General features: G+C 73.0%; 18 protein-coding genes and 1 pseudogene. 2 read left to right on the plus strand and 17 right to left on the minus strand.

Annotated features, from left to right (window positions below; all coding sequences use genetic code 11):
• Positions 1–25 precede the first annotated feature (25 nt).
• From D1J60_RS06795 to rpe, 3 genes are all read right to left on the minus strand, one after another.
• Positions 26–244 carry a CarD family transcriptional regulator gene (locus D1J60_RS06795; protein WP_125595814.1) on the minus strand — a complete coding sequence of 73 codons (219 nt, stop codon included), beginning with the start codon at positions 242–244 and terminating at the stop codon, positions 26–28.
• A gap of 116 nt (positions 245–360) precedes the next feature.
• On the minus strand, positions 361–1,374 hold the full coding sequence (locus D1J60_RS06800) for a sugar-binding domain-containing protein (protein ID WP_125823903.1): 1,014 nt from the start codon (positions 1,372–1,374) through the stop codon (positions 361–363).
• 138 nt (positions 1,375–1,512) lie between these two features.
• Positions 1,513–2,199 carry a ribulose-phosphate 3-epimerase gene (gene rpe, locus D1J60_RS06805; RefSeq protein ID WP_007263012.1) on the minus strand — a complete coding sequence of 229 codons (687 nt, stop codon included), beginning with the start codon at positions 2,197–2,199 and terminating at the stop codon, positions 1,513–1,515.
• 258 nt (positions 2,200–2,457) lie between these two features.
• On the opposite strand from rpe, the pseudogene D1J60_RS06815 reads away from it, so the two are divergent.
• Positions 2,458–3,521 (plus strand): annotated as a pseudogene (locus D1J60_RS06815) (amidohydrolase family protein).
• Between the two features lie 4 nt (positions 3,522–3,525).
• Here D1J60_RS06815 and D1J60_RS06820 read toward each other — a convergent pair.
• On the minus strand, positions 3,526–4,992 hold the full coding sequence (locus D1J60_RS06820; protein WP_125820511.1) for a transcription antitermination factor NusB: 1,467 nt from the start codon (positions 4,990–4,992) through the stop codon (positions 3,526–3,528).
• A gap of 71 nt (positions 4,993–5,063) precedes the next feature.
• The gene (gene fmt / locus D1J60_RS06825; RefSeq protein WP_125595826.1) at positions 5,064–6,008 is read right to left on the minus strand and encodes a methionyl-tRNA formyltransferase; all 945 of its coding nucleotides are present in this window, start codon (positions 6,006–6,008) and stop codon (positions 5,064–5,066) included.
• Between the two features lie 247 nt (positions 6,009–6,255).
• Here fmt and D1J60_RS06830 point away from each other — a divergent pair, with 247 nt between their 5' ends.
• Positions 6,256–6,771, plus strand: coding sequence for a hypothetical protein (locus D1J60_RS06830; RefSeq protein WP_125595829.1), 516 nt, complete (start codon positions 6,256–6,258; stop codon positions 6,769–6,771).
• A 510-nt stretch (positions 6,772–7,281) separates the two neighbouring features.
• Here D1J60_RS06830 and D1J60_RS06835 read toward each other — a convergent pair.
• From D1J60_RS06835 to D1J60_RS06890, 12 genes are all read right to left on the minus strand, one after another.
• The gene (locus D1J60_RS06835) at positions 7,282–9,381 is read right to left on the minus strand and encodes a primosomal protein N' (protein WP_125820512.1); all 2,100 of its coding nucleotides are present in this window, start codon (positions 9,379–9,381) and stop codon (positions 7,282–7,284) included.
• A 99-nt stretch (positions 9,382–9,480) separates the two neighbouring features.
• Positions 9,481–10,689, minus strand: coding sequence for a methionine adenosyltransferase (gene metK / locus D1J60_RS06840; RefSeq protein ID WP_007263020.1), 1,209 nt, complete (start codon positions 10,687–10,689; stop codon positions 9,481–9,483).
• A gap of 194 nt (positions 10,690–10,883) precedes the next feature.
• Entirely contained in the window at positions 10,884–12,110 is a 1,227-nt protein-coding gene (gene coaBC / locus D1J60_RS06845) for a bifunctional phosphopantothenoylcysteine decarboxylase/phosphopantothenate--cysteine ligase CoaBC (RefSeq protein WP_125820513.1), read from the minus strand.
• A 90-nt stretch (positions 12,111–12,200) separates the two neighbouring features.
• Positions 12,201–12,473, minus strand: coding sequence for a DNA-directed RNA polymerase subunit omega (gene rpoZ, locus D1J60_RS06850; protein WP_004948662.1), 273 nt, complete (start codon positions 12,471–12,473; stop codon positions 12,201–12,203).
• A 28-nt stretch (positions 12,474–12,501) separates the two neighbouring features.
• Positions 12,502–13,065: a guanylate kinase gene (gene gmk / locus D1J60_RS06855; protein ID WP_125594215.1), complete on the minus strand. Its 564-nt coding sequence runs from the start codon at positions 13,063–13,065 to the stop codon at positions 12,502–12,504.
• Between the two features lie 61 nt (positions 13,066–13,126).
• Positions 13,127–13,450 (minus strand): integration host factor, encoded by a 324-nt coding sequence (locus tag D1J60_RS06860; RefSeq protein WP_030234009.1) that lies wholly within the window; start codon positions 13,448–13,450, stop codon positions 13,127–13,129.
• A 283-nt stretch (positions 13,451–13,733) separates the two neighbouring features.
• Complete coding sequence (gene pyrF / locus D1J60_RS06865; protein ID WP_125820514.1) at positions 13,734–14,576, minus strand: orotidine-5'-phosphate decarboxylase; 843 nt, start codon at positions 14,574–14,576, stop codon at positions 13,734–13,736.
• Positions 14,573–15,682, minus strand: coding sequence for a quinone-dependent dihydroorotate dehydrogenase (locus tag D1J60_RS06870; RefSeq protein WP_125820515.1), 1,110 nt, complete (start codon positions 15,680–15,682; stop codon positions 14,573–14,575). The genes pyrF and D1J60_RS06870 overlap by 4 nt, the downstream gene beginning before the upstream one ends.
• 87 nt (positions 15,683–15,769) lie before the next feature.
• Positions 15,770–19,078 carry a carbamoyl-phosphate synthase large subunit gene (gene carB / locus D1J60_RS06875; RefSeq protein WP_125594212.1) on the minus strand — a complete coding sequence of 1,103 codons (3,309 nt, stop codon included), beginning with the start codon at positions 19,076–19,078 and terminating at the stop codon, positions 15,770–15,772.
• The gene (gene carA / locus D1J60_RS06880) at positions 19,071–20,213 is read right to left on the minus strand and encodes a glutamine-hydrolyzing carbamoyl-phosphate synthase small subunit (RefSeq protein ID WP_125820516.1); all 1,143 of its coding nucleotides are present in this window, start codon (positions 20,211–20,213) and stop codon (positions 19,071–19,073) included. Before carA ends, carB begins: the two co-directional genes overlap by 8 nt.
• Complete coding sequence (locus tag D1J60_RS06885; RefSeq protein WP_125594210.1) at positions 20,210–20,791, minus strand: hypothetical protein; 582 nt, start codon at positions 20,789–20,791, stop codon at positions 20,210–20,212. Before D1J60_RS06885 ends, carA begins: the two co-directional genes overlap by 4 nt.
• Positions 20,788–22,074 carry a dihydroorotase gene (locus D1J60_RS06890; protein WP_125820517.1) on the minus strand — a complete coding sequence of 429 codons (1,287 nt, stop codon included), beginning with the start codon at positions 22,072–22,074 and terminating at the stop codon, positions 20,788–20,790. Before D1J60_RS06890 ends, D1J60_RS06885 begins: the two co-directional genes overlap by 4 nt.
• Between the last annotated feature and the right edge of the window lie 2 nt (positions 22,075–22,076).

The raw sequence follows: 22,076 nt of genomic DNA on the forward strand, positions 1-22,076 counted from the left end.
TTCCGTGGCGAATCGCCCGGCGGGGTCAGAGGACGGACATCTTGCCGTAGGGGCTCAGGACGCGCATCCGCACGGAACCGAAGTCGACGAGGACGGCCTCTTCCTCGACACCGATGACCCGGCCGAGGCCGTGCTGGTCATGGCTGACCCGGTCGCCCACCTCGAACCGCCTCACGGGTGGCTCAACGGGGGCCCTGAACGGGCTGGACGGCAAATGACGGCGAGGTACTGCTGATTTGGTCATTAGCGTCAGTATGCGCCCGCGGAGCCGCTCGGGGGCAGAATCCGACGGTCTCGATTGCAGCACCATTCGCCACGCGCACCGCGGGGGCTCCCCCGCGGTGCGCGGGCTTGGGCCGGTCAGTCGTCCGGGTCGGCCCGGTCCAGCGCCGGCCGCAGACCGGGCTCGGACTCGGTCAGCAGGTAGTCGGCCACCGCCGTGTCCGTCACCAGGCTGGTCACCAGCCCGGAGCGGAGCACCGCGCCGATCGCCGAGGCCTTGCGCAGCCCGCCCGCGATCGCCACGACCTCGGGGATCCGGCGCAGCCGGTCGGCCTCGACGGTGATGCAGCGCTCGCCCAGGTCCCGGCCGACCCGGCGGCCGTCCCGGTCGAAGAGGTGGGCGGACATCTCCGCCGCGACGCCGAGCGAGGCGTAGTGCGCCCGCTCCTCGTCGGTCAGCATGTCGTGGACGGTCGAGATGCCCGGCTCCCAGGAGCCGATGGAGACGGCGGCGACGGTGACCTTGTCGAAGTACTCGAAGGCCCGCGCGATGCCGGTCTGGCTGCGCAGCGCGGCCGCGGTCGCCGGGTCCGGGAGCAGCATCGGGGCGTAGATCGGGTGCGCGTCCCCGCCGGAGACCTGCGCGGCCCGGCGTACGGCCTCCACGGAGCCGCGCTCGGCGGTCCCCGCGTCGTACACGCCGGTCAGCTGCACGACGGTGCACGGCGGCAGCCGGTGCAGGGACGCGGCCATGTGGATGGTCGACCGCCCCCAGGCCAGGCCGAGCACGTCGCCCTCGTTGACCAGCTCGCCGAGCAGGTCGGCCGCGACCGCTCCGAGGTTCTCCGGGTCCGGGGCGTCCTCGCTGGCGTCGGCCGGGGACTCCACCACGACGGCGTGCCGCAGCCCGTAGCGGGCGCGGAGCGCGTCGGAGCGCTCCGCGTCCAGTTCGGCCGGCACCCGGATCTCGATGCGGACGAGGTCCCGTTCGAGGGCGGTCTCCAGTACCCGGGCCACCTTGAAGCGGCTCACGCCGAACTCCTCGGCGATCTGGATCTTGGACTTGCCCTCCAGGTAGAAGCGGCGCGCCATGGCCGCCGCCTGCACCAGCTCCGCGGGTCCCATCCGCAGGGCTGACCGTCCCGCCGACATTGCAGACACCGCGCTCTCCTCACTGCTGTTCACACTGTCGTGTTCACACTCTCGACTCGCCGTTCATCCTGTCAGATCCAACGGCCATTGATCAGCCTGGACGGCTTCCGTTCACCGAGCCGTCCCCTGGCGCCCGCCTCAGTGGTCGCAGGCCCAGGGCGCGGCGGCGATGGCCGCACCCGCCTGGTCGCGCAGCGTGCGCACCGCGGCGGCCGGGTCGACCGCCCCGTAAACGGCGCTGCCGGCCACGAAGACGTCGGCGCCGGCCTCCGCCACCCGCTCGATCGTCGTGGCCGAGACCCCGCCGTCGACCTGGAGCCAGAGGTCCAGCCCGTGCTTGGCGATCAGCTCCCGGGTCCGGCGGACCTTGGGCAGCATGATGTCCAGGAAGGACTGGCCGCCGAAGCCGGGCTCGACCGTCATGATCAGCACCATGTCGAGCTCGGGCAGGATGTCCTCGTACTGCTCGATCGGGGTGCCCGGCTTGAGGGCCATGGCCGCCCGGGCGCCCTTGGCCCGGATCTCCCGCGCCAGGCGCACCGGCGCCGCCGCGGCCTCGGCGTGGAAGGTGACCGATCCGGCCCCGGCCTCCACGTACTGCGGAGCCCAGCGGTCCGGGTCCTCGATCATCAGGTGCAGGTCCAGGGGGATGTCCGTGGCCCGGCTGAGGGATTCGACGACCGGCACACCGAGGGTGAGGTTCGGGACGAAGTGGTTGTCCATGACGTCGACGTGCAGCCAGTCGGCCCCCTCGACGGCCTTCGCCTCCTCGGCGAGACGGGCGAAGTCGGCGGACAGGATGCTGGGATTGATCTGAACGGCCATGCCCCAAGCCTGCCATGCCTGCGGGCACTTCCGGCCACGGCCCCGGAACCCGGCGTTCTCGTAGCGGAGCTTAATTGATCTTGGCGCGAACCGTCGCCCGCCCTTCGCGGTGGGGCTGCGCGGAGCCCGTCGGCCCCGGTCCGCCCCTCCCGGCGGGTGCGGCCGTCCGGCTCACGTTCGCGCCGGCCCTGGTGCCGCCGGTCCGGACCCGGCGCTCCACGGGACAATGACCGTCCCCACGGCCTTCCGGAGGACTGCGTGAAGACGGCTCTGACCAACGCCCGGGTCTTCGACGGCCGCCGGCTCCTCTCCCCCGCCACGGTGGTCATCGAGGGCCCCTGATCGGAACCGATCCCCGCGGGGCCCGGGTCGTCGACGCCGCCGGTGCCGCCCTGCTGCCGGGGCTGATCGACGCCCACGTCCACCTGCACGGCGTCCAGGACATGGAGCGGCTGCGCGACCACGGCGTCACCACCGCCCTCGACATGGCCACCTGGCCGCCGTCGCTGGTCGACTCCCTGCGCGGCACCGCCGGGCTCACGGACATCCGCAGCCCCGGCACGCTCGCCATCGCGGCGGGCGGACTGCACTCCGCGATGCCCGGGGTCCCCGAGGACAGCGTCGTCACCGGCCCCGGCGACGCGGAGCGCTTCGTCGCGGCCAGGGTGGCGGAGGGCGCCGACTACATCAAGATCGTGGCGGAGCGGCCCGGCCCCGGGGCCCTGGAACAGCCCGTGCTCGACGCCCTGGTGACCGCGGCCCGCGCGCACGGCAGGCTCGTCGTCGCCCACGCGGCGGCCGGAGAGGCCTACGCCATGGCACAGCGGGCCGGGGCCGACGTGATCACCCACGTCCCGGCGGAGCGGGCCCTCGACGGGGCCGAGGCGGCCCGCATGCGCGCCGGCGGACGGGCCGCCGTACCCACCCTGACGATGATGGAGGGCCTCGCCGCGGCGGGGGTCCTGGGCGTGGACTACGGACACGCCCGGGCGAGCGTCGCCACCCTGCACCGGGCGGGCGTCCCGGTCCTCGCGGGCACGGACTCCCACACCACCCCGGGCGTCCCCTTCGCCCCGGCGCACGGCAGCAGCCTGCACCACGAGCTGGAACTGCTCGTGGACGCCGGGCTTCCCCCGCTGCACGCCCTGCGCGCCGCCACGTCCCTGACCGCCCGCCACTTCGGCCTCACCGACCGGGGAGCCGTCGTACCGGGCCGCCGCGCCGACCTCGTGCTCGTCGACGGCGACCCGCTGGCGGACGTCCGGGCGACGCGCCGGATCCTGCGCGTCTGGTGCGGCGGCGTGGAGCACGCCGCCGCCTGACCGCCTACGCGGTGCGGCGCAGCAGGGCCAGGTACATGGCGTCCGTACCGTGCAGGTGCGGCCACAGCTGGACGTCCGGGCCGTCGCCCAGCGCCGGCACGCCCGCCATGTACGGGCGCGCGTCGATCAGTTCCGCCGCCACCGGGGAGTTGCCCGCGCCCCGGCCGCGGAGCACGTCCTCGACGACCACGCGGGTCTCCGCCAGGTGCGGGGAACAGGTGGCGTACCCCACGACACCGCCCACGCGCACCGCGGACAGCGCCTCGCGCAGCAGCGCCCGCTGGAGCGGCGCGAAGCCCTCCAGGTCCTCGGGGCGACGCCGCCAGCGGGCCTCCGGACGGCGCCGCAGCGCTCCCAGACCCGAGCAGGGGACGTCCATCAGGACCCGGTCGAAGGAGCCCGGCAGCCACGCCGGCCGGGTGCCGTCGGCCGCGATCACCTGGTACGGGCCCGGGTTCCCGGACAGCGCCTTCTCGACCAGGCGCGCCCGGTGCGGCTGCTTCTCGGAGGCCAGCAGGAACGCCCCGCGCTCCGCCGCCAGCGCGCCCAGCAGCGCCGCCTTGCCGCCGGGGCCCGCGCAGCCGTCCAGCCACCGCTCGTCGCGGCCCTCGACCGGGGCCGCCGCCAGGGCCATCGCCACCAGCTGGCTGCCCTCGTCCTGCACGCCGGCGCGCCCCTCGCGGACCGCCTCCAGCGCGCCCGGCTCGCCGCCCTCCGCCATCCGGACCGCGTACGGGGACCAGCGCCCCGGCAGCGCCGACTCCTCGCCGAGCGCCTCGACCAGCTCCTCGGGCGTGGACCGGCCGGGACGGGCCACCAGCGTCACCTCGGGCCGCTCGTTGTCGGCCTCCAGGAGGTCCTCGATGCCGGCCCGGCCGCCGCCCAGCGCGTCCCACAGGGCGCTGACGACCCAGCGCGGGTGCGAGTGGTAGACCGCCAGGTGCTCCTCGGCGTCCTCCTCGTACGGCGGCGCGACCCGCTCCAGCCAGCCGTCCAGGTCGTGCGCGGCGATCTTGCGCAGCACGGCGTTGACGAACTTCGCCCGCCCGTCGCCGAGCACCACGCGCGCCAGCTCCACGCTGGCGGACACCGCCGCGTGGGTGGGGATGCGGGTGCCCAGGAGCTGGTGCGCGCCGAGCGAGAGCACGTCCAGGACCGGCGGGTCCACCTCCCGCAGCGGCCGGTCCACGCAGGCGGCGATGACCGCGTCGTACGTGCCCTGCCGGCGCAGCGTCCCGTAGACCAGCTCGGTCGCCAGGGCCGCGTCCCGCGCCTGGAACTTCTCGTCCTGCCGGGCCTTCTTCAGCAGCGGGGGCAGGACGAGGTTCGCGTACGCGTCGCGCTCGTCCACCGCCCGCAGCGCCTCGAAGGCCAGCATCCGGACGGGGTCCTTCTGCGGCCGGCGGTAGGGCTTGGCCTGCTTGCCGGTGCCGGACTTGGGGGCGGGACGACGACGGGGCTGTTCGCTCACGTGAAAGGTGCTCCGGAGGTACGAGGTGCGATGCGGTGCGGTGCTGTGCGGTTGCGTGGGGCCGCTCGGGATCAGCCTACGTCGGCGGCGCCCAGGCGCTCGCCGGGAGCGATGCGCACCCCGCGGGCCCAGTCGGCGCCCTTCATCGGCTTCTTGCCCTGCGGCTGCACCCAGAGCAGCTCGACGGCGTGCGAGCCGGTGCCGACGTACACGTTGTTCTTGCCCGGGGCCAGCACGCCCGGGGCGAGGTCCGTGCGGTCGGGGACCAGCCCGACGGAGATCAGCTTGAGGCGCTCGCCGCGGAAGACGGTCCAGGCGCCCGGCGCGGGGGTGCAGCCGCGCACCACGCGGTCGGCGCGCAGCGCGGGGGCGTTCCAGTCGACGCGGGCGTCCTCGACGGTGATCTTCGGCGCGAGGGAGACGCCGTCGGCGGGCTGCTCCATGGCACGCAGGCTGCCGTCCTCGATCCCGTCGACGGTCGCGGACAGCAGCCCGGCCCCGGCGAAGGCCAGGCGGGTCAGCAGGTCGCCGCTGGTGTCGGTCGGGCGGATCTCCTCGGTGAGGACCCCGAAGACCGGGCCGGTGTCCAGGCCCTCCTCGATGCGGAAGGTGGAGGCGCCGGTCACCTGGTCGCCCGCCATGATGGAGTGCTGCACGGGGGCCGCGCCGCGCCAGGACGGCAGCAGCGAGAAGTGCAGGTTGACCCATCCGTGGCGGGGGATGTCCAGCGCACTCTTGGGGATCAGCGCCCCGTACGCGACGACGGGGCAGCAGTCCGGGGCGATCTCCCGCAGCCGGGCCTGGAACTCCGGGTCGCGGGGCCGGACGGGCTTGAGGACCTCGATCCCGGCCTCCTCCGCGCGCTCGGCGACGGGGCTGGCGACCAGCCGGCGGCCCCGCCCGGCGGGGGCGTCGGGCCGGGTGACGACGGCGGCGACCTCGTGGCGCCCGGAGGCGATCAGGGCGTCCAGGGCGGGTACGGCGACCTCGGGGGTGCCTGCGAAGACCAGCTTCACTGGGTCCTACCTCGCTATCTCGGCTGTCAGCAGCACACCAGTCTATGGGACGGACACCCGGGCCCACCTGCGGTATCGGGGGGCGTACGCACACACACGCGCCTCTCGCATATGCCGACACGCCCCCAGTGCGTGACCTGGGCGCCCGCTGGCGCGTTGGTCAAGAGAGATTGACCGAAACGGGCCGCGATCAAGACGGTGACTGCGGCCCGATCCGCTCTCCAGCACCGGTTCGAGAGGCTTCTCCATGGCCGACCACGCCACCCATGACGCCCAAGCACGGGCCAGCCTGCACCTCCTGGTGCGGGACATCGAGCGGGTTCGCCGACAGGTGGACGCACTGCGTACGCTCACGGCCCAGCTCGGCAACGTGTACCGCCCGCGCCGCTCCGGGCCCTCCACGGGCTTCGTCGTCTACGGCAGGGCCCCCGCCCCCACCGTCCGGCTCGCCCAGGAACTGAGGGACAGCGTCGAGACGCTGGTCACCGCGGCGGTGGACTTCGACCGCTCGCTCGGCTTCTCCTGGGACGCCGTCGGTTCGGCGCTCGGCGTCACCAAGCAGGCCGTGCACCGCCGCTACGGGGCACGGCGCGCGCAGGCCGCCGAGGCGGCGGAGCCGCTGGCCGAGGGCACCACGACGCGGACGCTGGGCCCGCTGCCCACCATCCCGGCGGCGCGCTCGGTGCCGCCGCAGCCCGTCCGCGAGGAAGCCCAGGCCTCCGCGGCCCGCCAGTCGGCCTTCCCCGGCCCCCGCAACGGCTGACCCCACCCCGCCGCCGGGCCGCCGACCCCCGACGGCATCCAGGGGCATGCATGCCGGGCCCGTCACCCCGTTCCCCAGGGGTGGCGGGCTCCCGCCTGCCCGCCGCCCCGCCTCGGGGGTGGCGGGCGCCCTGCGGGGCTGTCCCCTACCCGCCCTTCAACCGTTCTCGCCTCAAACGCCGGCGGGGCTGAAAGAGCCGGGCGCTGCGCGCCCGGTGCGCTCGGACGCCGCGCGGGCTGGATGTGCGCAGCACATCCCAGCCTCGCCGGCGTTTGAGGCGCGGGGGTCTGGGGGCGGAGCCCCCAGGGGGTCCGGGGCGCAGCCCCGGGGAACGGGCGAAGGGCGGGGCGGGGAGCAGCCCGCGCAGCGGCAGCGCGCCCGCAGACGACCCACCGGCCCCGGCCACCCGAACCGCCCCCGCTCACGGGCCGGCGGACGGAGTCCGGCGCAGCGACGCGAAGCCGGGGAGGCCCCCTGGGGCCGAGCCGCGCGAGCGGCGTGAAGAAGGGGTCAGCCGATGTCCGGCGGGTCGATCCGGATGCGGATCGGGTCCCCCGCCTGCGCGCCCCGCGCCATCCGCACGGCCTGCGCCGACTTCAGCGCGGCCGCCAGCGCCGCCCCGCTGCCGGGCGGCACCCGGATCAGCGCCCGCTCCCCCGCCGACGGCTCCCCCCGCCGCCCCGGCAACGGCACGGGCCCCAGCACCTCCGCGTCCGCCGGCAGGGCGGCGCTCTCCAGGAAGGCCTCCAGGGCCTCGGCCCGCCCCGCCACCGCCGCCATCCGGGACACCGGCGGGAACCCCAGCTGCGCCCGCTCCGCGAGCTCCCGCACCGCGTGCCCCACGGGATCCCACCGCACCAGCGCCTGCACCGGCCGCAGCGTCGGTTCGGCGACCACCACCACCTGCCCGTCGGCCCGGACCAGCGAGGCGGCGGCGATCCAGCGGCGCAGGGCGTCCTCCCCCGCCCGCAGGTCGGGCCGGGTCAGCATCGCCCAGCCGTCCAGCAGCAGCGCCGCCGCGTACCCGGCGCCCGCCGCGACCGGCTCGGCGCCCGGGGTGCACACCACCAGCGCGGGCCGGTCGGGCACCTCGTCCAGCACGTGGTCCCGCCCGGAGGTGCGCACCGGCACGGCCGGGAAGGCCCTGCCCAGCTCCTCGGCGGTCCGCCGCGCGCCCACCACCTGGGCCCGCAGCCGGAACGAGCCGCACTCCTCGCAGTGCCAGGCGTTCTCGGCGCGCCCGCACCACCCGCAGTGCAGCTCCCGCTCGTCGGGGGCCTCCAGCGGCCCGGCGCACACCCGGCAGCGGGCCGGCGTCCGGCAGCGCTCGCACGCCAGCCGGGGCGCGTACCCGCGCCGGGGCACCTGGACCAGGACGGGCCCGCTCTTGAGGCCCTCGCGCACGGTCTCCCAGGCCAGGCTCGGCAGCCGCGCCGCGCGGGCCGCCCCGTCCCGGGCCAGCTGTTCGTCCCCGACGGTGCGGATGCGGGGCGCGGCGGCCCGTACGGTCTCCCGGTCGGCGACGATCGGCCGGGCCCAGCCGGTCTCCACCAGCTGGGCGGCCTCCACGGTGCAGCTGGTGCTCCCGGCCAGGAAGCCACAGCCTTCGCTGACCGCGCGCAGCTCCAGCACCTCGCGCACGTGCGGGAAGGGGGCGTGGATGTCGCCGTGGCTGGAGTCGCCGTCGTCCCACACCGCCACCAGCCCGAGGTCCCGTACGGGCGCGAACATGGCCGCGCGGGTGCCGACCACGGCGCGGACCGAGCCCCGGCTCACCGCGAGCCACTGCCGGTAGCGCTTCTCGGGGCCGGAGTCGGCGGTCAGCAGGGCGTGCCGGCCCTCGCCCAGCAGGGCGGTGAGGGCCGCGTCGACCCGGGCGGCGGTGCGCCCGTCGGGCACCACCGCGAGGGCCCCGCGCCCGGAGGCGAGGGTGGCGGTTATGGCCCGGGCCAGCTCGTCCGCCCAGCCGGGCCCGGGCAGGGCCGTCCACACCGCGCGGGGGGTGCCGCCGGTGGCGAGGGCGCGCAGGAAGGCGGGCCCGGCCCCGTAGCGCGTCCAGCCACCCGGCTCGGGCACGGCCGGCGGCGGCAGCGGTTCGGGCGAGGGCTTGGCCTCGGCGCGGGCGCTGCGCGGCGGCAGGGCCAGCTGGAGCACGTCGGCGAGGCTGCCGGCGTACCGGTCGGCGACGGCCCGGGCCAGGGCCAGCAGGCGGGGCCCGAGGACCACCTCGGGCGAGACGACCTGGGCGAGGGCGGCCAGGGCGCCGTTGTAGTCGGACTCGGCGCGCCTTTCCACGATGAAGCCGTCGATGAGCCCGCCGCCCTCGCGGCGCCCGCCGTGCACCCGGTGCCCGCCCGCGCCGAAGCGGACCCGGACGCGCACGCCGGGCTGGGCGGCCTCGGACAGCTCGGCGGGTACGGCGTAGTCGAAGAGCCGGTCGAGGTGGAGGACGCCCTTGTTCACCAGGACCCGGGCGACGGGCAGTTCCTCGGCCACGGCGGCCCCGCGCCAGGTGCGCGGCTTGGCCTTGGGCGCCTTGGCCTTGGCCTCGGCGACCATCTCCCGGATCAGGGCGAGCTGTTCCGGCTGGGACTCGTTGGCGCTGCTCACAGAGGCATTCTGGCAAACCCCACTGACAGCGAACGGCCCCGGACCGTCGTGGTCCGGGGCCGTTCGCGTTCGTCCGGTGCTACAGGCCGGCGGCGGCTACTACAGGCCGGCGGCGGCGCGCAGCGCGTCGACGCGGTCGGTGCGCTCCCAGGTGAAGTCCGGCAGCTCGCGGCCGAAGTGGCCGTAGGCGGCGGTCTGGGCGTAGATCGGGCGCAGCAGGTCGAGGTCGCGGATGATCGCGGCCGGGCGGAGGTCGAAGACCTCGGCGATGGCGTCCTCGATCTTCTGGACGTCGACCTTCGCGGTGCCGAAGGTCTCGACGAAGAGGCCGACGGGCTCGGCCTTGCCGATGGCGTAGGCGACCTGGACCTCGCAGCGCGCGGCCAGGCCGGCGGCGACCACGTTCTTGGCGACCCAGCGCATTGCGTAGGCGGCCGAGCGGTCCACCTTCGACGGGTCCTTGCCGGAGAAGGCGCCGCCGCCGTGGCGGGCCATGCCGCCGTACGTGTCGATGATGATCTTGCGGCCGGTCAGGCCGGCGTCGCCCATCGGGCCGCCGATCTCGAAGCGGCCGGTCGGGTTCACCAGCAGCCGGTAGCCCTCGGTGTCCAGCTTGATGCCGTCCTCGACGAGCTGCGCGAGCACGTGCTCGACGACGAACTCGCGGATGTCGGGCGCGAGCAGCGAGTCGAGGTCGATGTCGGCGGCGTGCTGCGAGGACACGACGACCGTGTCGAGGCGGACCGGCTTGTCGCCGTCGTACTCGATGGTGACCTGGGTCTTGCCGTCGGGGCGCAGGTACGGGATGGTGCCGTTCTTGCGGACCTCGGACAGGCGGCGCGAGAGGCGGTGCGCGATGTGGATCGGCAGCGGCATCAGCTCGGGCGTCTCGTCCGTGGCGTAGCCGAACATCAGGCCCTGGTCGCCGGCACCCTGCTTGTCGAGCTCGTCCTCGTCGCCCTCGACGCGGGACTCGTAGGCCGTGTCGACACCCTGGGCGATGTCGGGCGACTGGGCGCCGATGGACACCGACACGCCGCAGGAGGCGCCGTCGAAGCCCTTCTTGGACGAGTCGTAGCCGATCTCGAGGATCTTCTCGCGGACGAGCTGGGCGATCGGCGCGTACGCCTTGGTCGTCACCTCGCCCGCGATGTGCACGAGACCGGTCGTGATGAGAGTCTCCACGGCCACACGCGAGGTCGGGTCCTCGGTGAGGAGCGCGTCGAGGATCGTGTCGCTGATCTGGTCAGCGATCTTGTCGGGGTGACCCTCGGTCACGGACTCCGAGGTGAACAGGCGACGGGACACAACGCTCCCTGGGGTTGCAGCGGCTGCTGGCTGATCATTTGGCGGAACCACACCGGGGGCTGCGCCCGATCACGTTCCAAGTGCAGTTTATCGGTCGCCACCGTCCGCAGGACCACCCGTCTCGCCCAATGGGAGCCGTGTGACCTGCGGCACTCCATTCTTGCGCACGGATGTACCCACGAGAAGGAAAACGCTCAGGCGCGGCGAAGATCACGTCGGGGGGCGAGTCGCGGGGCGACCTGGTCCCAGATGACATCCGCCAGAGCTTCCTTCGGACCATAGGGTACGGGAGTCTCTGACCCGTCCGAAGCGAGGATGACGGCCTCGTTCTCCTCGGAACCGAAGGTCTTATCCGCGCCGACCTCATTGACCACGAGGAGGTCGCACCCCTTGCGCCGGAGCTTGGCCCGGCCGTTGGCGAGCACGTCGTCCGTCTCGGCGGCGAAGCCGACGACGATCTGGCCCTCCGGGGCCCGCTCGGCGGAGACCTCCGCGAGGACGTCGGGGTTGCGCACGAGGGCCACCGGCTCGGGGTCCCGGCCGTCCTTCTTCTTGATCTTGCCGTCGGCGTACACGGCCGGGCGGAAGTCGGCCACCGCCGCGGCCATCACCACCGCGTCGGCATCCGCGGCGGCCTTGAGCACGGCCTCGCGCAGCTGGAGGGCCGTCCCCACCCGTACGACGTCCACCCCGGCCGGGTCGGGCAGCGCGGTGTTGGCGGCGACCAGGGTGACCCGGGCCCCGCGCGCGGCGGCGGTGCGGGCGAGGGCGTAGCCCTGCTTGCCGGAGGAGCGGTTGCCGAGGAAGCGGACCGGGTCCAGCGGCTCGCGGGTGCCGCCGGCGCTGACCACCACGTGCCGACCGGCGAGGTCGGGCTCCGCGCCGCCCCGGGCCAGCACCCTGCGGCAGACCTCGAAGATCTCCTCGGGGTCGGGCAGCCGGCCCTTGCCGGTGTCCTTGCCGGTCAGCCGCCCGACGGCGGGCTCGATGACGACGGCGCCGCGGCGGCGCAGCACGGCCACGTTCTCCTGGGTGGCGGGGTGCTCCCACATCTCGGTGTGCATCGCGGGCGCGAAGACCACCGGGCAGCGGGCCGTGAGCAGGGTGTTCGTGAGGAGGTCGTCGGCCAGCCCGTGGGCGGCCTTGGCCAGCATGTCGGCGGTGGCCGGGGCGACGACGACGAGGTCGGCCGCCTGGCCGATGCGGACGTGGGGCACCTCGTGGACGGTCTCCCAGACCTCGGTGGAGGCCGGGTTCCCGGAGAGCGCGGCCCAGGTGGCCTCGCCGACGAAGTTCAGGGAGGCCGCCGTGGGCACCACCCGTACGTCGTGCCCCGACTCGGTCAGCCGGCGCAGGAGCTCGCACGCCTTGTACGCGGCGATCCCGCCGCTGACCCCCAGCACGACCTTCGGCTTGTCCACTGCTTCTCCCGTGATCGGTTGCATCGGTACCTATGACACACCACAGGCCCGGCAGCGGTGCTGCCGGGCCTGTGGTGGCGATGTCGCGCCCTACTGGGCCGGGGCCTCGATGGCCTCGGAGGTCAGCAGACCCGCGTTGATCTCGCGCAGGGCGATCGAGAGCGGCTTCTCGTGGACGTGGGTGTCCACCAGCGGGCCGACGTACTCCAGCAGGCCCTCACCGAGCTGCGAGTAGTACGCGTTGATCTGACGCGCACGCTTGGCCGCGTAGATCACGAGGCTGTACTTCGAGTCAGTGGCCTCGAGCAGCTCGTCGATCGGCGGGTTGATGATGCCCTCGGGCGCGGTGATGGAAGAGGACACGCTCTACCTTCCGAAGATGGATAAAAGATCAGACAACTGCCATCAAGGCTAGCAGCTCACGGGCTACGTCCTCGACGGAGGTGTTGACGAGGGTGGTGTCGAACTCCGACTCGGCAGCGAGTTCGGTCTTGGCGGCGTCGAGCCTGCGCTCGATGACCTCGGCGGACTCGGTGCCCCGGCCGGTGAGCCGGCGGACCAGCTCGTCCCAGCTCGGCGGGGCCAGGAAGACCAGCCGGGCCTCGGGCATCGACCCGCGGACGAGCCGGGCGCCCTGGAGGTCGATCTCCAGCAGTACCGGCTCGCCGTTGTCCAGGCGTTCCAGTACCGCGCCGCGCGGTGTGCCGTAGCGGTTGCCCGCGAACTCGGCCCACTCCAGCAGCTCGCCGTTGGCGATCAGCTTGTCGAACTCGTCGTCGTTGACGAAGAAGTAGTGGATGCCGTGTCGCTCACCGGGCCGCGGCTTGCGGGTGGTGGCCGACACCGAGAGCCATACCTCGGGGTGGACCTTGCGCATATGCGCGACGACCGTGCTCTTGCCGACCCCCGAGGGGCCGGAGAGCACGGTCAGCCGCGGACGAACCTCTGCTGCCATAGAGCGATTATCCAGGTTCTCGGGACTGCCTGAGAACGCCGGGAGAACTTCGGGCGACGCCTCAGGCGCCGCTACCGCCGAACTCGCGCTCCAGAGAGGCGATCTGGTTGGAGCCGAGACCTCGGACACGCCGGGACTCGGAGATGCCGAGGCGCTCCATGATCTGCTTGGCGCGGACCTTGCCGACGCCGGGCAGCGACTCGAGAAGGGCGGAGACCTTCATCTTGCCGATGACGTCGTTCTCCTGTCCCGTCTTGATGACGTCGTGGAGGGAGGCGCCGGAGTGCTTGAGTCGATTCTTCACCTCGGCCCGCTCCCGGCGAGCCGCGGCGGCCTTTTCGAGCGCTGCTGCGCGCTGTTCAGGGGTAAGGGGCGGAAGAGCCACGCCTACGTCACCTCGGATGTCGAACTGTCGGATACGGACCGGCGGGGAGCCCGTGGGCACCACGCCGGGCGAGGTCCCGAACAGCGATGGAATTCGCTCGCTGCTCGTTCACTCTGGTCGGAGACTAGCGGCCAAGGCCGCTCCAGTCAGCGAGAACGGACGAAAAGTCCTGGTCAGCCTCCACTGAACCGTACATCACAGACATATCACCCCGGTTTTGTCCGGGGAAAGACGTTCGATTTTCGAGATCCCGTGTGCACGCGCCGCTCCGGCGCTCTCCGGATCAGCCCGCGACGGCCTCGCGCACCTCGTCCGCGAAGTGCTTCGCGGAGGCCCGCAGGGCGGCGGCGTCCGGACCGTGCTTGAGGACTCCCCGGGAGACGTTCGGGACCACGTTGGCGACCGCCGCGCCGAAGACCGCCGGGAGGTCGGCCGCCGTCGCGCCCTGGGCCCCGATGCCCGGGGCCAGCAGCGGGCCGTTGATGTCCAGGTCGAAGGAGGACAGGTCGCCCAGCGTGGCGCCGACCACCGCGCCGAAGGAGCCCATCGGCTCGGCGCCCGCGTTCTCCGCCGCCAGGTGGGCCAGCATGGTCGCGCCGATCGAGCGGCCGTCCTCGCGGACCGCGCGCTGGACCTCCGCGCCCTCCGGGTTGGAGGTCAGGGCCAGCACGAAGAGGCCGGCGCCCGATTCCCTGGCCAGTTCCACGGCCGGGGCGAGGGAGCCGTAGCCCAGGTACGGGGAGACCGTCAGGGCGTCCGAGAACAGCGGGGAGGACGGGTCGAGGAAGGCCGAGGCGTACGCGGCCATCGTGGAGCCGATGTCGCCCCGCTTGGCGTCCATGACCACCAGGGTCCCGGCGGCGCGGGCGTCCGCGACGGTCCGCTCCAGGACCGCGACGCCCTTGGAGCCGAACCGCTCGAAGAAGGCGGCCTGCGGCTTGAAGACGGCGACGGAGTCGGCCAGGGCCTCGACCACCGTGCGGGAGAACCGCTCCAGGCCGGCGATGTCGTCCGCCAGGCCCCAGGAGGCCAGCAGCGCGGCGTGCGGGTCGATCCCCACGCACAGCGGGCCCCGGGCGTCCATGGCGGCGCGCAGACGGGCTCCGAAGGGGGTCACAGGGCTCACGGCGCGGCCTTTCGGGTCTCGGCGCCCACGGCCTCGGCCAGGGTCGCGTAGGGGCTGGCGGCCAGGCGCGCGGCCAGGCCCTTGTGGATGGCGCGGGCGTAGAACGGGCCCTCGTAGATGAAGGCGCTGTAGCCCTGGATCAGCGTGGCACCCGCCAGGATGCGCTGCCAGGCGTCCTCGGCGTTCTCGATGCCGCCGACGCCCACCAGGACGAGGCGGTCGCCCACGCGCCCGTACAGGCGGCGCAGGACCTCCAGGGAGCGCTCCTTGACCGGGGCGCCGGAGAGTCCGCCGGTCTCCTCGACCAGGGCCGGGTCGGACTTCAGGCCCAGGCCCTCGCGGGCGATGGTGGTGTTGGTGGCGATGATGCCGTCCAGGCCCAGTTCGAGGGCGAGGTCGGCGACCGCGTCGACGTCCTCGTCCGCGAGGTCGGGGGCGATCTTGACCAGCAGCGGGACCCGGCGGCCGGTGACGGAGCGGTCCGCGGCCTCGCGCACGGCGGTCAGCAGCGGCCGCAGGGACTCCGTGGCCTGGAGGTTGCGCAGGCCCGGGGTGTTCGGCGAGGAGACGTTGACGACGAGGTAGTCGGCGTGGCGGGCCAGGCGCTCGGTGGAGACCACGTAGTCGGCGGCGGCCTCGGCCTCCGGGACCACCTTGGTCTTGCCGATGTTGACGCCCACGACCGTCCGGAAGACGGGGTTGCGGGCGGCCAGGCGGGCGGCGACGGCGGCCGAGCCCTCGTTGTTGAAGCCCATGCGGTTGATCAGCGCCCGGTCGGCGACCAGGCGGAAGAGCCGCTTCTTCGGGTTGCCGGGCTGCGCCTGCCCGGTGACGGTGCCGATCTCGACGTGGTCGAAGCCGAGCATCGACATGCCGTCGATGGCGACGGCGTTCTTGTCGAAGCCGGCCGCGAGCCCGAAGGGGCCGTGCATCCGCAGGCCGAGGGCCTCCGTGCGCAGGGAGTCGTACCGGGGCGCCAGGGCGGCCGCGACGAAGGTGCGCAGCACCGGGATGCGGGCGGCGAGGCGGATCCACCGGAAGGCCGCGTAGTGGGCCCGCTCGGGGTCCATCCGCTTGAAGACCAGGTTGAAGAACAGTTTGTACATCGTCCGAAAAGTCCCTTCTGCGCTCACGAAGAGGGGGACACCCGGCGCGGATCGCGCGTCCGGTGTCCCCCTCTCGCTCACGGGCTGCTAGTCGCGGGCGGCGTTGAGGTGCTCCGCGTGCTCCTGGAGGGAGCGCACGCCGACGTCCCCGCGGTTGAGCGCGTCGATGCCCTGGACGGCGGCGGCGAGCGCCTGGACCGTGGTCAGGCACGGGACGCTGCGCGCCACGGCCGCCGTACGGATCTCGTAGCCGTCGAGGCGGCCGCCGGTGCCGTACGGGGTGTTGACGATCAGGTCGACCTGGCCGTCGTGGATGAGCTGGACGATGGTCTTCTCGCCGTCCGGGCCCTCGCCCTCGCTGAGCTTGCGCACGACGGTGGCGTTGATGCCGTTGCGGCGCAGCACCTCGGCGGTGCCGGAGGTGGCGAGCAGCTCGAAGCCGTGGGCGACGAGCTCACGGGCCGGGAAGATCATCGAGCGCTTGTCGCGGTTGGCGACGGAGATGAACGCGCGGCCCTTGGTCGGCAGCGGGCCGTAGGCGCCGGCCTGCGACTTGGCGTACGCCGTGCCGAAGACCGTGTCGATGCCCATGACCTCGCCCGTGGAGCGCATCTCCGGGCCGAGGACGGTGTCCACGCCGCGGCCGTGGATGTCGCGGAAGCGCGACCACGGCATGACGGCCTCCTTGACGGAGATCGGCGCGTCCAGCGGCAGGGTGCCGCCGTCGCCGGCCTTGGGCAGCATGCCCTCGGCGCGCAGCTCGGCGATGGTGGCGCCGAGCGAGATGCGGGCGGCGGCCTTCGCGAGCGGGACGGCGGTCGCCTTCGAGGTGAAGGGGACGGTCCGGGAGGCGCGCGGGTTGGCCTCCAGGACGTAGAGGATGTCGCCCGCCATCGCGAACTGGATGTTGATCAGGCCGCGGACGCCCACGCCCTTGGCGATGGCCTCGGTGGAGGCGCGCAGGCGCTTGATGTCGAAGCCGCCGAGGGTGATCGGGGGCAGGGCGCAGGCCGAGTCGCCGGAGTGGATGCCGGCCTCCTCGATGTGCTCCATGACGCCGCCGAGGTAGAGCTCCTCGCCGTCGTAGAGGGCGTCGACGTCGATCTCGATCGCGTCGTCGAGGAAGCGGTCGACCAGCACGGGGCGGGTCGGGGAGATCTCCGTGGACTCCGCGATGTACGACTCCAGGCGGGTCTCGTCGTAGACGATCTCCATGCCGCGGCCGCCGAGCACGTAGGACGGGCGGACGAGGACCGGGTAGCCGATCTCGTCGGCGATCGCCTTCGCGCCGGCGAAGGTGGTGGCGGTGCCGTGCTTGGGCGCGGGCAGGCCGGCGTCGGCGAGGACCTGGCCGAAGGCGCCGCGGTCCTCGGCGGCGTGGATGGCCTCCGGGGAGGTGCCGACCACGGGGACGCCGTTGTCCTTGAGCGCCTGGGCGAGACCGAGGGGGGTCTGGCCGCCGAGCTGGACGACGACACCGGCGATGGGGCCGGCCAGCGACTCGGCGTGGACGATCTCCAGCACGTCTTCCAGCGTCAGCGGCTCGAAGTACAGGCGGTCGGAGGTGTCGTAGTCCGTCGAGACGGTCTCGGGGTTGCAGTTGACCATCACGGTCTCGTAGCCGGCGTCGCTGAGGGCGAAGGAGGCGTGGACGCAGGAGTAGTCGAACTCGATGCCCTGGCCGATGCGGTTCGGGCCGGAGCCCAGGATGATCACCGCCGGCTTGGTGCGCGGCGCGACCTCGGACTCCTCGTCGTAGGACGAGTAGAAGTACGGGGTCTTCGCGGCGAACTCGGCGGCGCAGGTGTCGACCGTCTTGTAGACCGGGCGGACGCCGAGGGCGTGGCGGACCTCGCGGACGACGTCCTCGCGCAGGCCGCGGATCTCGGCGATCTGGGCGTCGGAGAAGCCGTGGCGCTTGGCCTCGGCGAGCAGCTCGGGGTGGAGCTTCTCGGCGGCGGCGAGCTCGTCCGCGATCTCCTTGATCAGGAAGAGCTGGTCGACGAACCAGGGGTCGATCTTCGTGGACTCGAAGACCTCCTCCTGGGTGGCGCCGGCGCGGATGGCCTGCATGACGGTGTTGATGCGGCCGTCGGTCGGGCGGACCGCGGTGGCCAGCAGTTCTTCCTTGTCGCCGGGCTCGCCGACGAAGGTGAACTGGGAGCCCTTCTTCTCCAGGGAGCGCAGGGCCTTCTGGAGGGCCTCGGTGAAGTTGCGGCCGATGGCCATGGCCTCGCCCACCGACTTCATGGTGGTGGTGAGGGTGGCGTCGGCGGCCGGGAACTTCTCGAAGGCGAAGCGCGGGGCCTTGACGACGACGTAGTCGAGGGTCGGCTCGAAGGAGGCCGGGGTCTTCTCGGTGATGTCGTTCGGGACCTCGTCCAGCGTGTAGCCGATGGCCAGCTTGGCGGCGATCTTGGCGATCGGGAAGCCGGTGGCCTTCGAGGCGAGCGCGGAGGAGCGGGAGACGCGCGGGTTCATCTCGATGACGATGACGCGGCCGTCGTCCGGGTTGATCGCGAACTGGATGTTGCAGCCGCCGGTGTCGACGCCGACCTCGCGGATGATCGCGATGCCGATGTCGCGCAGGCGCTGGTACTCGCGGTCGGTGAGGGTCATCGCCGGCGCGACGGTGATCGAGTCGCCGGTGTGGACGCCCATCGGGTCGAAGTTCTCGATGGAGCAGACGACGACCACGTTGTCCTTGGTGTCGCGCATCAGCTCCAGCTCGTACTCCTTCCAGCCGAGGATGGACTCCTCCAGGAGCACCTCGGTGGTCGGGGAGAGCGTGAGGCCCTGGCCGGCGATGCGGCGCAGCTCCTCCTCGTCGTGGGCGAAGCCGGAGCCGGCGCCGCCCATGGTGAAGGAGGGGCGCACGACGACGGGGTAGCCGCCGAGGGTGTCGACGCCCTTGATGACGTCGTCCATCGAGTGGCAGATGACCGAGCGGGCGGACTCGCCGTAGCCGATCTTGCCCTTGACGGCCTCGACGACGCCCTTGAAGAGGTCGCGGTCCTCGCCCTTGTTGATGGCCTCGACGTTGGCGCCGATGAGCTCGACGCCGTACTTCTCCAGCACGCCCTGCTCGTGCATGGAGATGGCGGTGTTGAGCGCGGTCTGGCCGCCGAGGGTCGGGAGCAGCGCGTCGGGGCGCTCCTTGGCGATGATCTTCTCGACGAACTCGGGGGTGATCGGCTCGACGTACGTGGCGTCGGCGATCTCCGGGTCGGTCATGATCGTCGCCGGGTTGGAGTTCACCAGGATGACCCGCAGGCCCTCGGCCTTGAGGATGCGGCAGGCCTGGGTGCCGGAGTAGTCGAACTCCGCGGCCTGGCCGATGACGATCGGGCCGGAGCCGATGACCAGGACGGACTGGATATCGGTGCGCTTAGGCACGCTCGGCCTCCATCAGGGCGGTGAAGCGGTCGAAGAGGTACGCGGCGTCGTGCGGGCCCGCGGCGGCCTCGGGGTGGTACTGGACGGAGAAGGCCGGCTGGTCGAGCAGCTGGAGGCCCTCCACGACGTTGTCGTTCAGGCAGACGTGCGAGACCTCGGCGCGGCCGTAGGGGGTCTCGGACACCTTGTCGAGCGGCGCGTCGACGGCGAAGCCGTGGTTGTGCGCGGTGACCTCGACCTTGCCGGTGGTGCGGTCCTGGACCGGCTGGTTGATGCCGCGGTGGCCGTACTTCAGCTTGTAGGTGCCGAAGCCGAGCGCGCGGCCCAGGATCTGGTTGCCGAAGCAGATGCCGAAGAGCGGGGTCTTGCGCTCCAGGACGCCCTGCATGACGGAGACGGGGCCGTCGGCGGTGGCCGGGTCGCCCGGGCCGTTGGAGAAGAACACGCCGTCGGGGTTGACCGCGTACACGTCCTCGACGGTGGCGGTGGCGGGCAGCACGTGCACCTCGATGCCGCGCTCGGCCATCCGGTGCGGGGTCATGCCCTTGATGCCGAGGTCCACGGCGGCGACGGTGAAGCGCTTCTCGCCGATCGCGGGGACGACGTACGCCTCCTTGGTGGCGACCTCGGCGGAGAGGTTGGCGCCCTTCATCTGGGGGGCCTCCTGGACGCGGGCCAGCAGGGCCGCGTCGTCGGCGATGGCCTCGCCCGAGAAGATGCCGACGCGCATGGCGCCGCGCTCGCGCAGGTGGCGGGTCAGGGCGCGGGTGTCGACGCCGCTGATGCCGACGACGCCCTGCTTGACGAGCTCCTCGTCCAGCGAGCGCTGCGAGCGCCAGTTGGAGGGGATGCGGGCGGGGTCGCGGACGACGTAGCCGGAGACCCAGATGCGGGAGGACTCGGGGTCCTCGTCGTTGACGCCGGTGTTGCCCACGTGCGGGGCGGTCATCACGACGACCTGGCGGTGGTACGACGGGTCGGTGAGGGTCTCCTGGTAGCCGGTCATGCCGGTGGAGAACACGGCTTCGCCGAAGGTCTCCCCCACTGCGCCGTAGGCGCGGCCGCGGAAGATGCGGCCGTCCTCCAGGACGAGTACGGCGGGAGCTTTGGCTGCTCCCCTGGTGGAGGTCGTCATCGTTCGGCGCCTTCCGTCGTGATGGATTGGTTCATGGAGTTGATGGCCTCGACCCAGGCCGCGTGTTCGGCGGCCCGGTCGGAGCGGAATCCGGAGTCGATCAGCTTGTCGCCGTGCGCCCATGTGACGACGAGCAGACCGCCCTCGGTGAGTACCTTGCCCGCGATTCCCTTGTCGAGGCGGGCGCCGCGCAGCTGCGCGGCCGGTACGAAGAAGTCGGTTGCCCCCGGACGGACCACGTCGAGGCCCGCGTCGGTGAGGGTGAGCTCGACCCGGCTGCGGACTCCGAGCCCGTGGGCGACGATCCGGTCGAGCCACTGCCCGGCGGTGGTGGACCCGTGGTACCGGCCGGTCAGGGCCAGCCGGTGCTCGGGGAGACCGTCGGGGGCGGCGGGCAGCTCGGGCAGATCACTCTGCAGAGCGCCGCGCCATTTCCAGCCCTGCCGCATCAGCCAGTACACGAACGCGATGAAGACGAGCAGACCGATCACCCACGCGATGCGGGCGCCCCAGTCCGTCACCTCCGCCGACTGTCGTTCGGCGGCCTCGGCGGCCAGTTGGATCACTGCAGGTGTCACGCCAGTTTCCCGTCCACGACCGTTGCCCGGCCCCGCAGGAAGGTGTGAGTGACGCGACCCGGCAGCTCGCGGCCCTCGTAGGGCGTGTTGCGGCTGCGGGAGGCGAAGTGTGCGGGGTCCACGACACCACGGTACGAGGTCTCGACCAAGGTCAGGTTCGCGGGTTCACCTGCCGAGACGGGCCGGCCGTGCCCCGCGAGGCTTCCGATGCGCGCCGGGGCGTGCGACATGCGCTCCGCGACGCCCGCCCAGTCGAGCAGTCCGGTCTCCACCATCGTCTGCTGGACGACGGAGAGCGCGGTCTCCAGGCCCACCATGCCCATGGCGGCGGCGGCCCACTCGCAGTCCTTGTCCTCGTGCGGGTGCGGGGCGTGGTCGGTGGCGACGATGTCGATCGTGCCGTCGGCGAGCGCCTCGCGCAGGGCCATCACGTCGCGCTCGGTGCGCAGCGGCGGGTTGACCTTGTAGACCGGGTCGTACGAGCGCACGAGCTCGTCGGTGAGGAGCAGGTGGTGCGGGGTGACCTCGGCGGTGACGTCGATGCCGCGGGACTTGGCCCAGCGGACGATCTCGACGGAGCCGGCGGTGGAGAGGTGGCAGATGTGCACGCGGGAGCCGACGTGCTCGGCGAGCAGGACGTCGCGGGCGATGATCGACTCCTCGGCGACGGCCGGCCAGCCGCCCAGGCCCAGCTCGGCCGAAACGACGCCCTCGTTCATCTGGGCGCCCTCGGTGAGGCGGGGCTCCTGGGCGTGCTGGGCGACGACGCCGCCGAAGGCCTTCACGTACTCCAGGGCGCGGCGCATGATCACGGCGTCGTCCACGCACTTGCCGTCGTCGGAGAAGACGGTGACGCGGGCGGCGGACTCGTGCATGGCGCCCAGCTCGGAGAGCTTCTTGCCCTCCAGGCCGACGGTGACGGCGCCGATGGGCTGCACGTCGCAGTAGCCGGACTCCTTGCCCAGGCGCCAGACCTGCTCGACGACGCCGGCGGTGTCGGCGACCGGGAAGGTGTTGGCCATGGCGAAGACGGCCGTGTAGCCGCCGGAGGCCGCGGCGCGGGTGCCGGTGAGGACCGTCTCGGAGTCCTCGCGGCCGGGCTCGCGCAGGTGGGTGTGGAGGTCGACGAGGCCGGGGAGGAGGACCTGGCCCTCGGCCTCGATGACGGTCGCGCCCTCGGCGGACAGGTTCTGGCCGACCTCGGCGATGGTCTCGCCGTCGATCAGGACGTCCTGCGCCTCGCCGCCGAGGACCTTCGCACCGCGGATAAGGATCTTGCTCATGG

The organism is Streptomyces sp. W1SF4 (genome assembly GCF_003950035.1).
In the GTDB taxonomy this organism is placed as follows: Bacteria; Actinomycetota; Actinomycetes; order Streptomycetales; family Streptomycetaceae; genus Streptomyces; species Streptomyces racemochromogenes.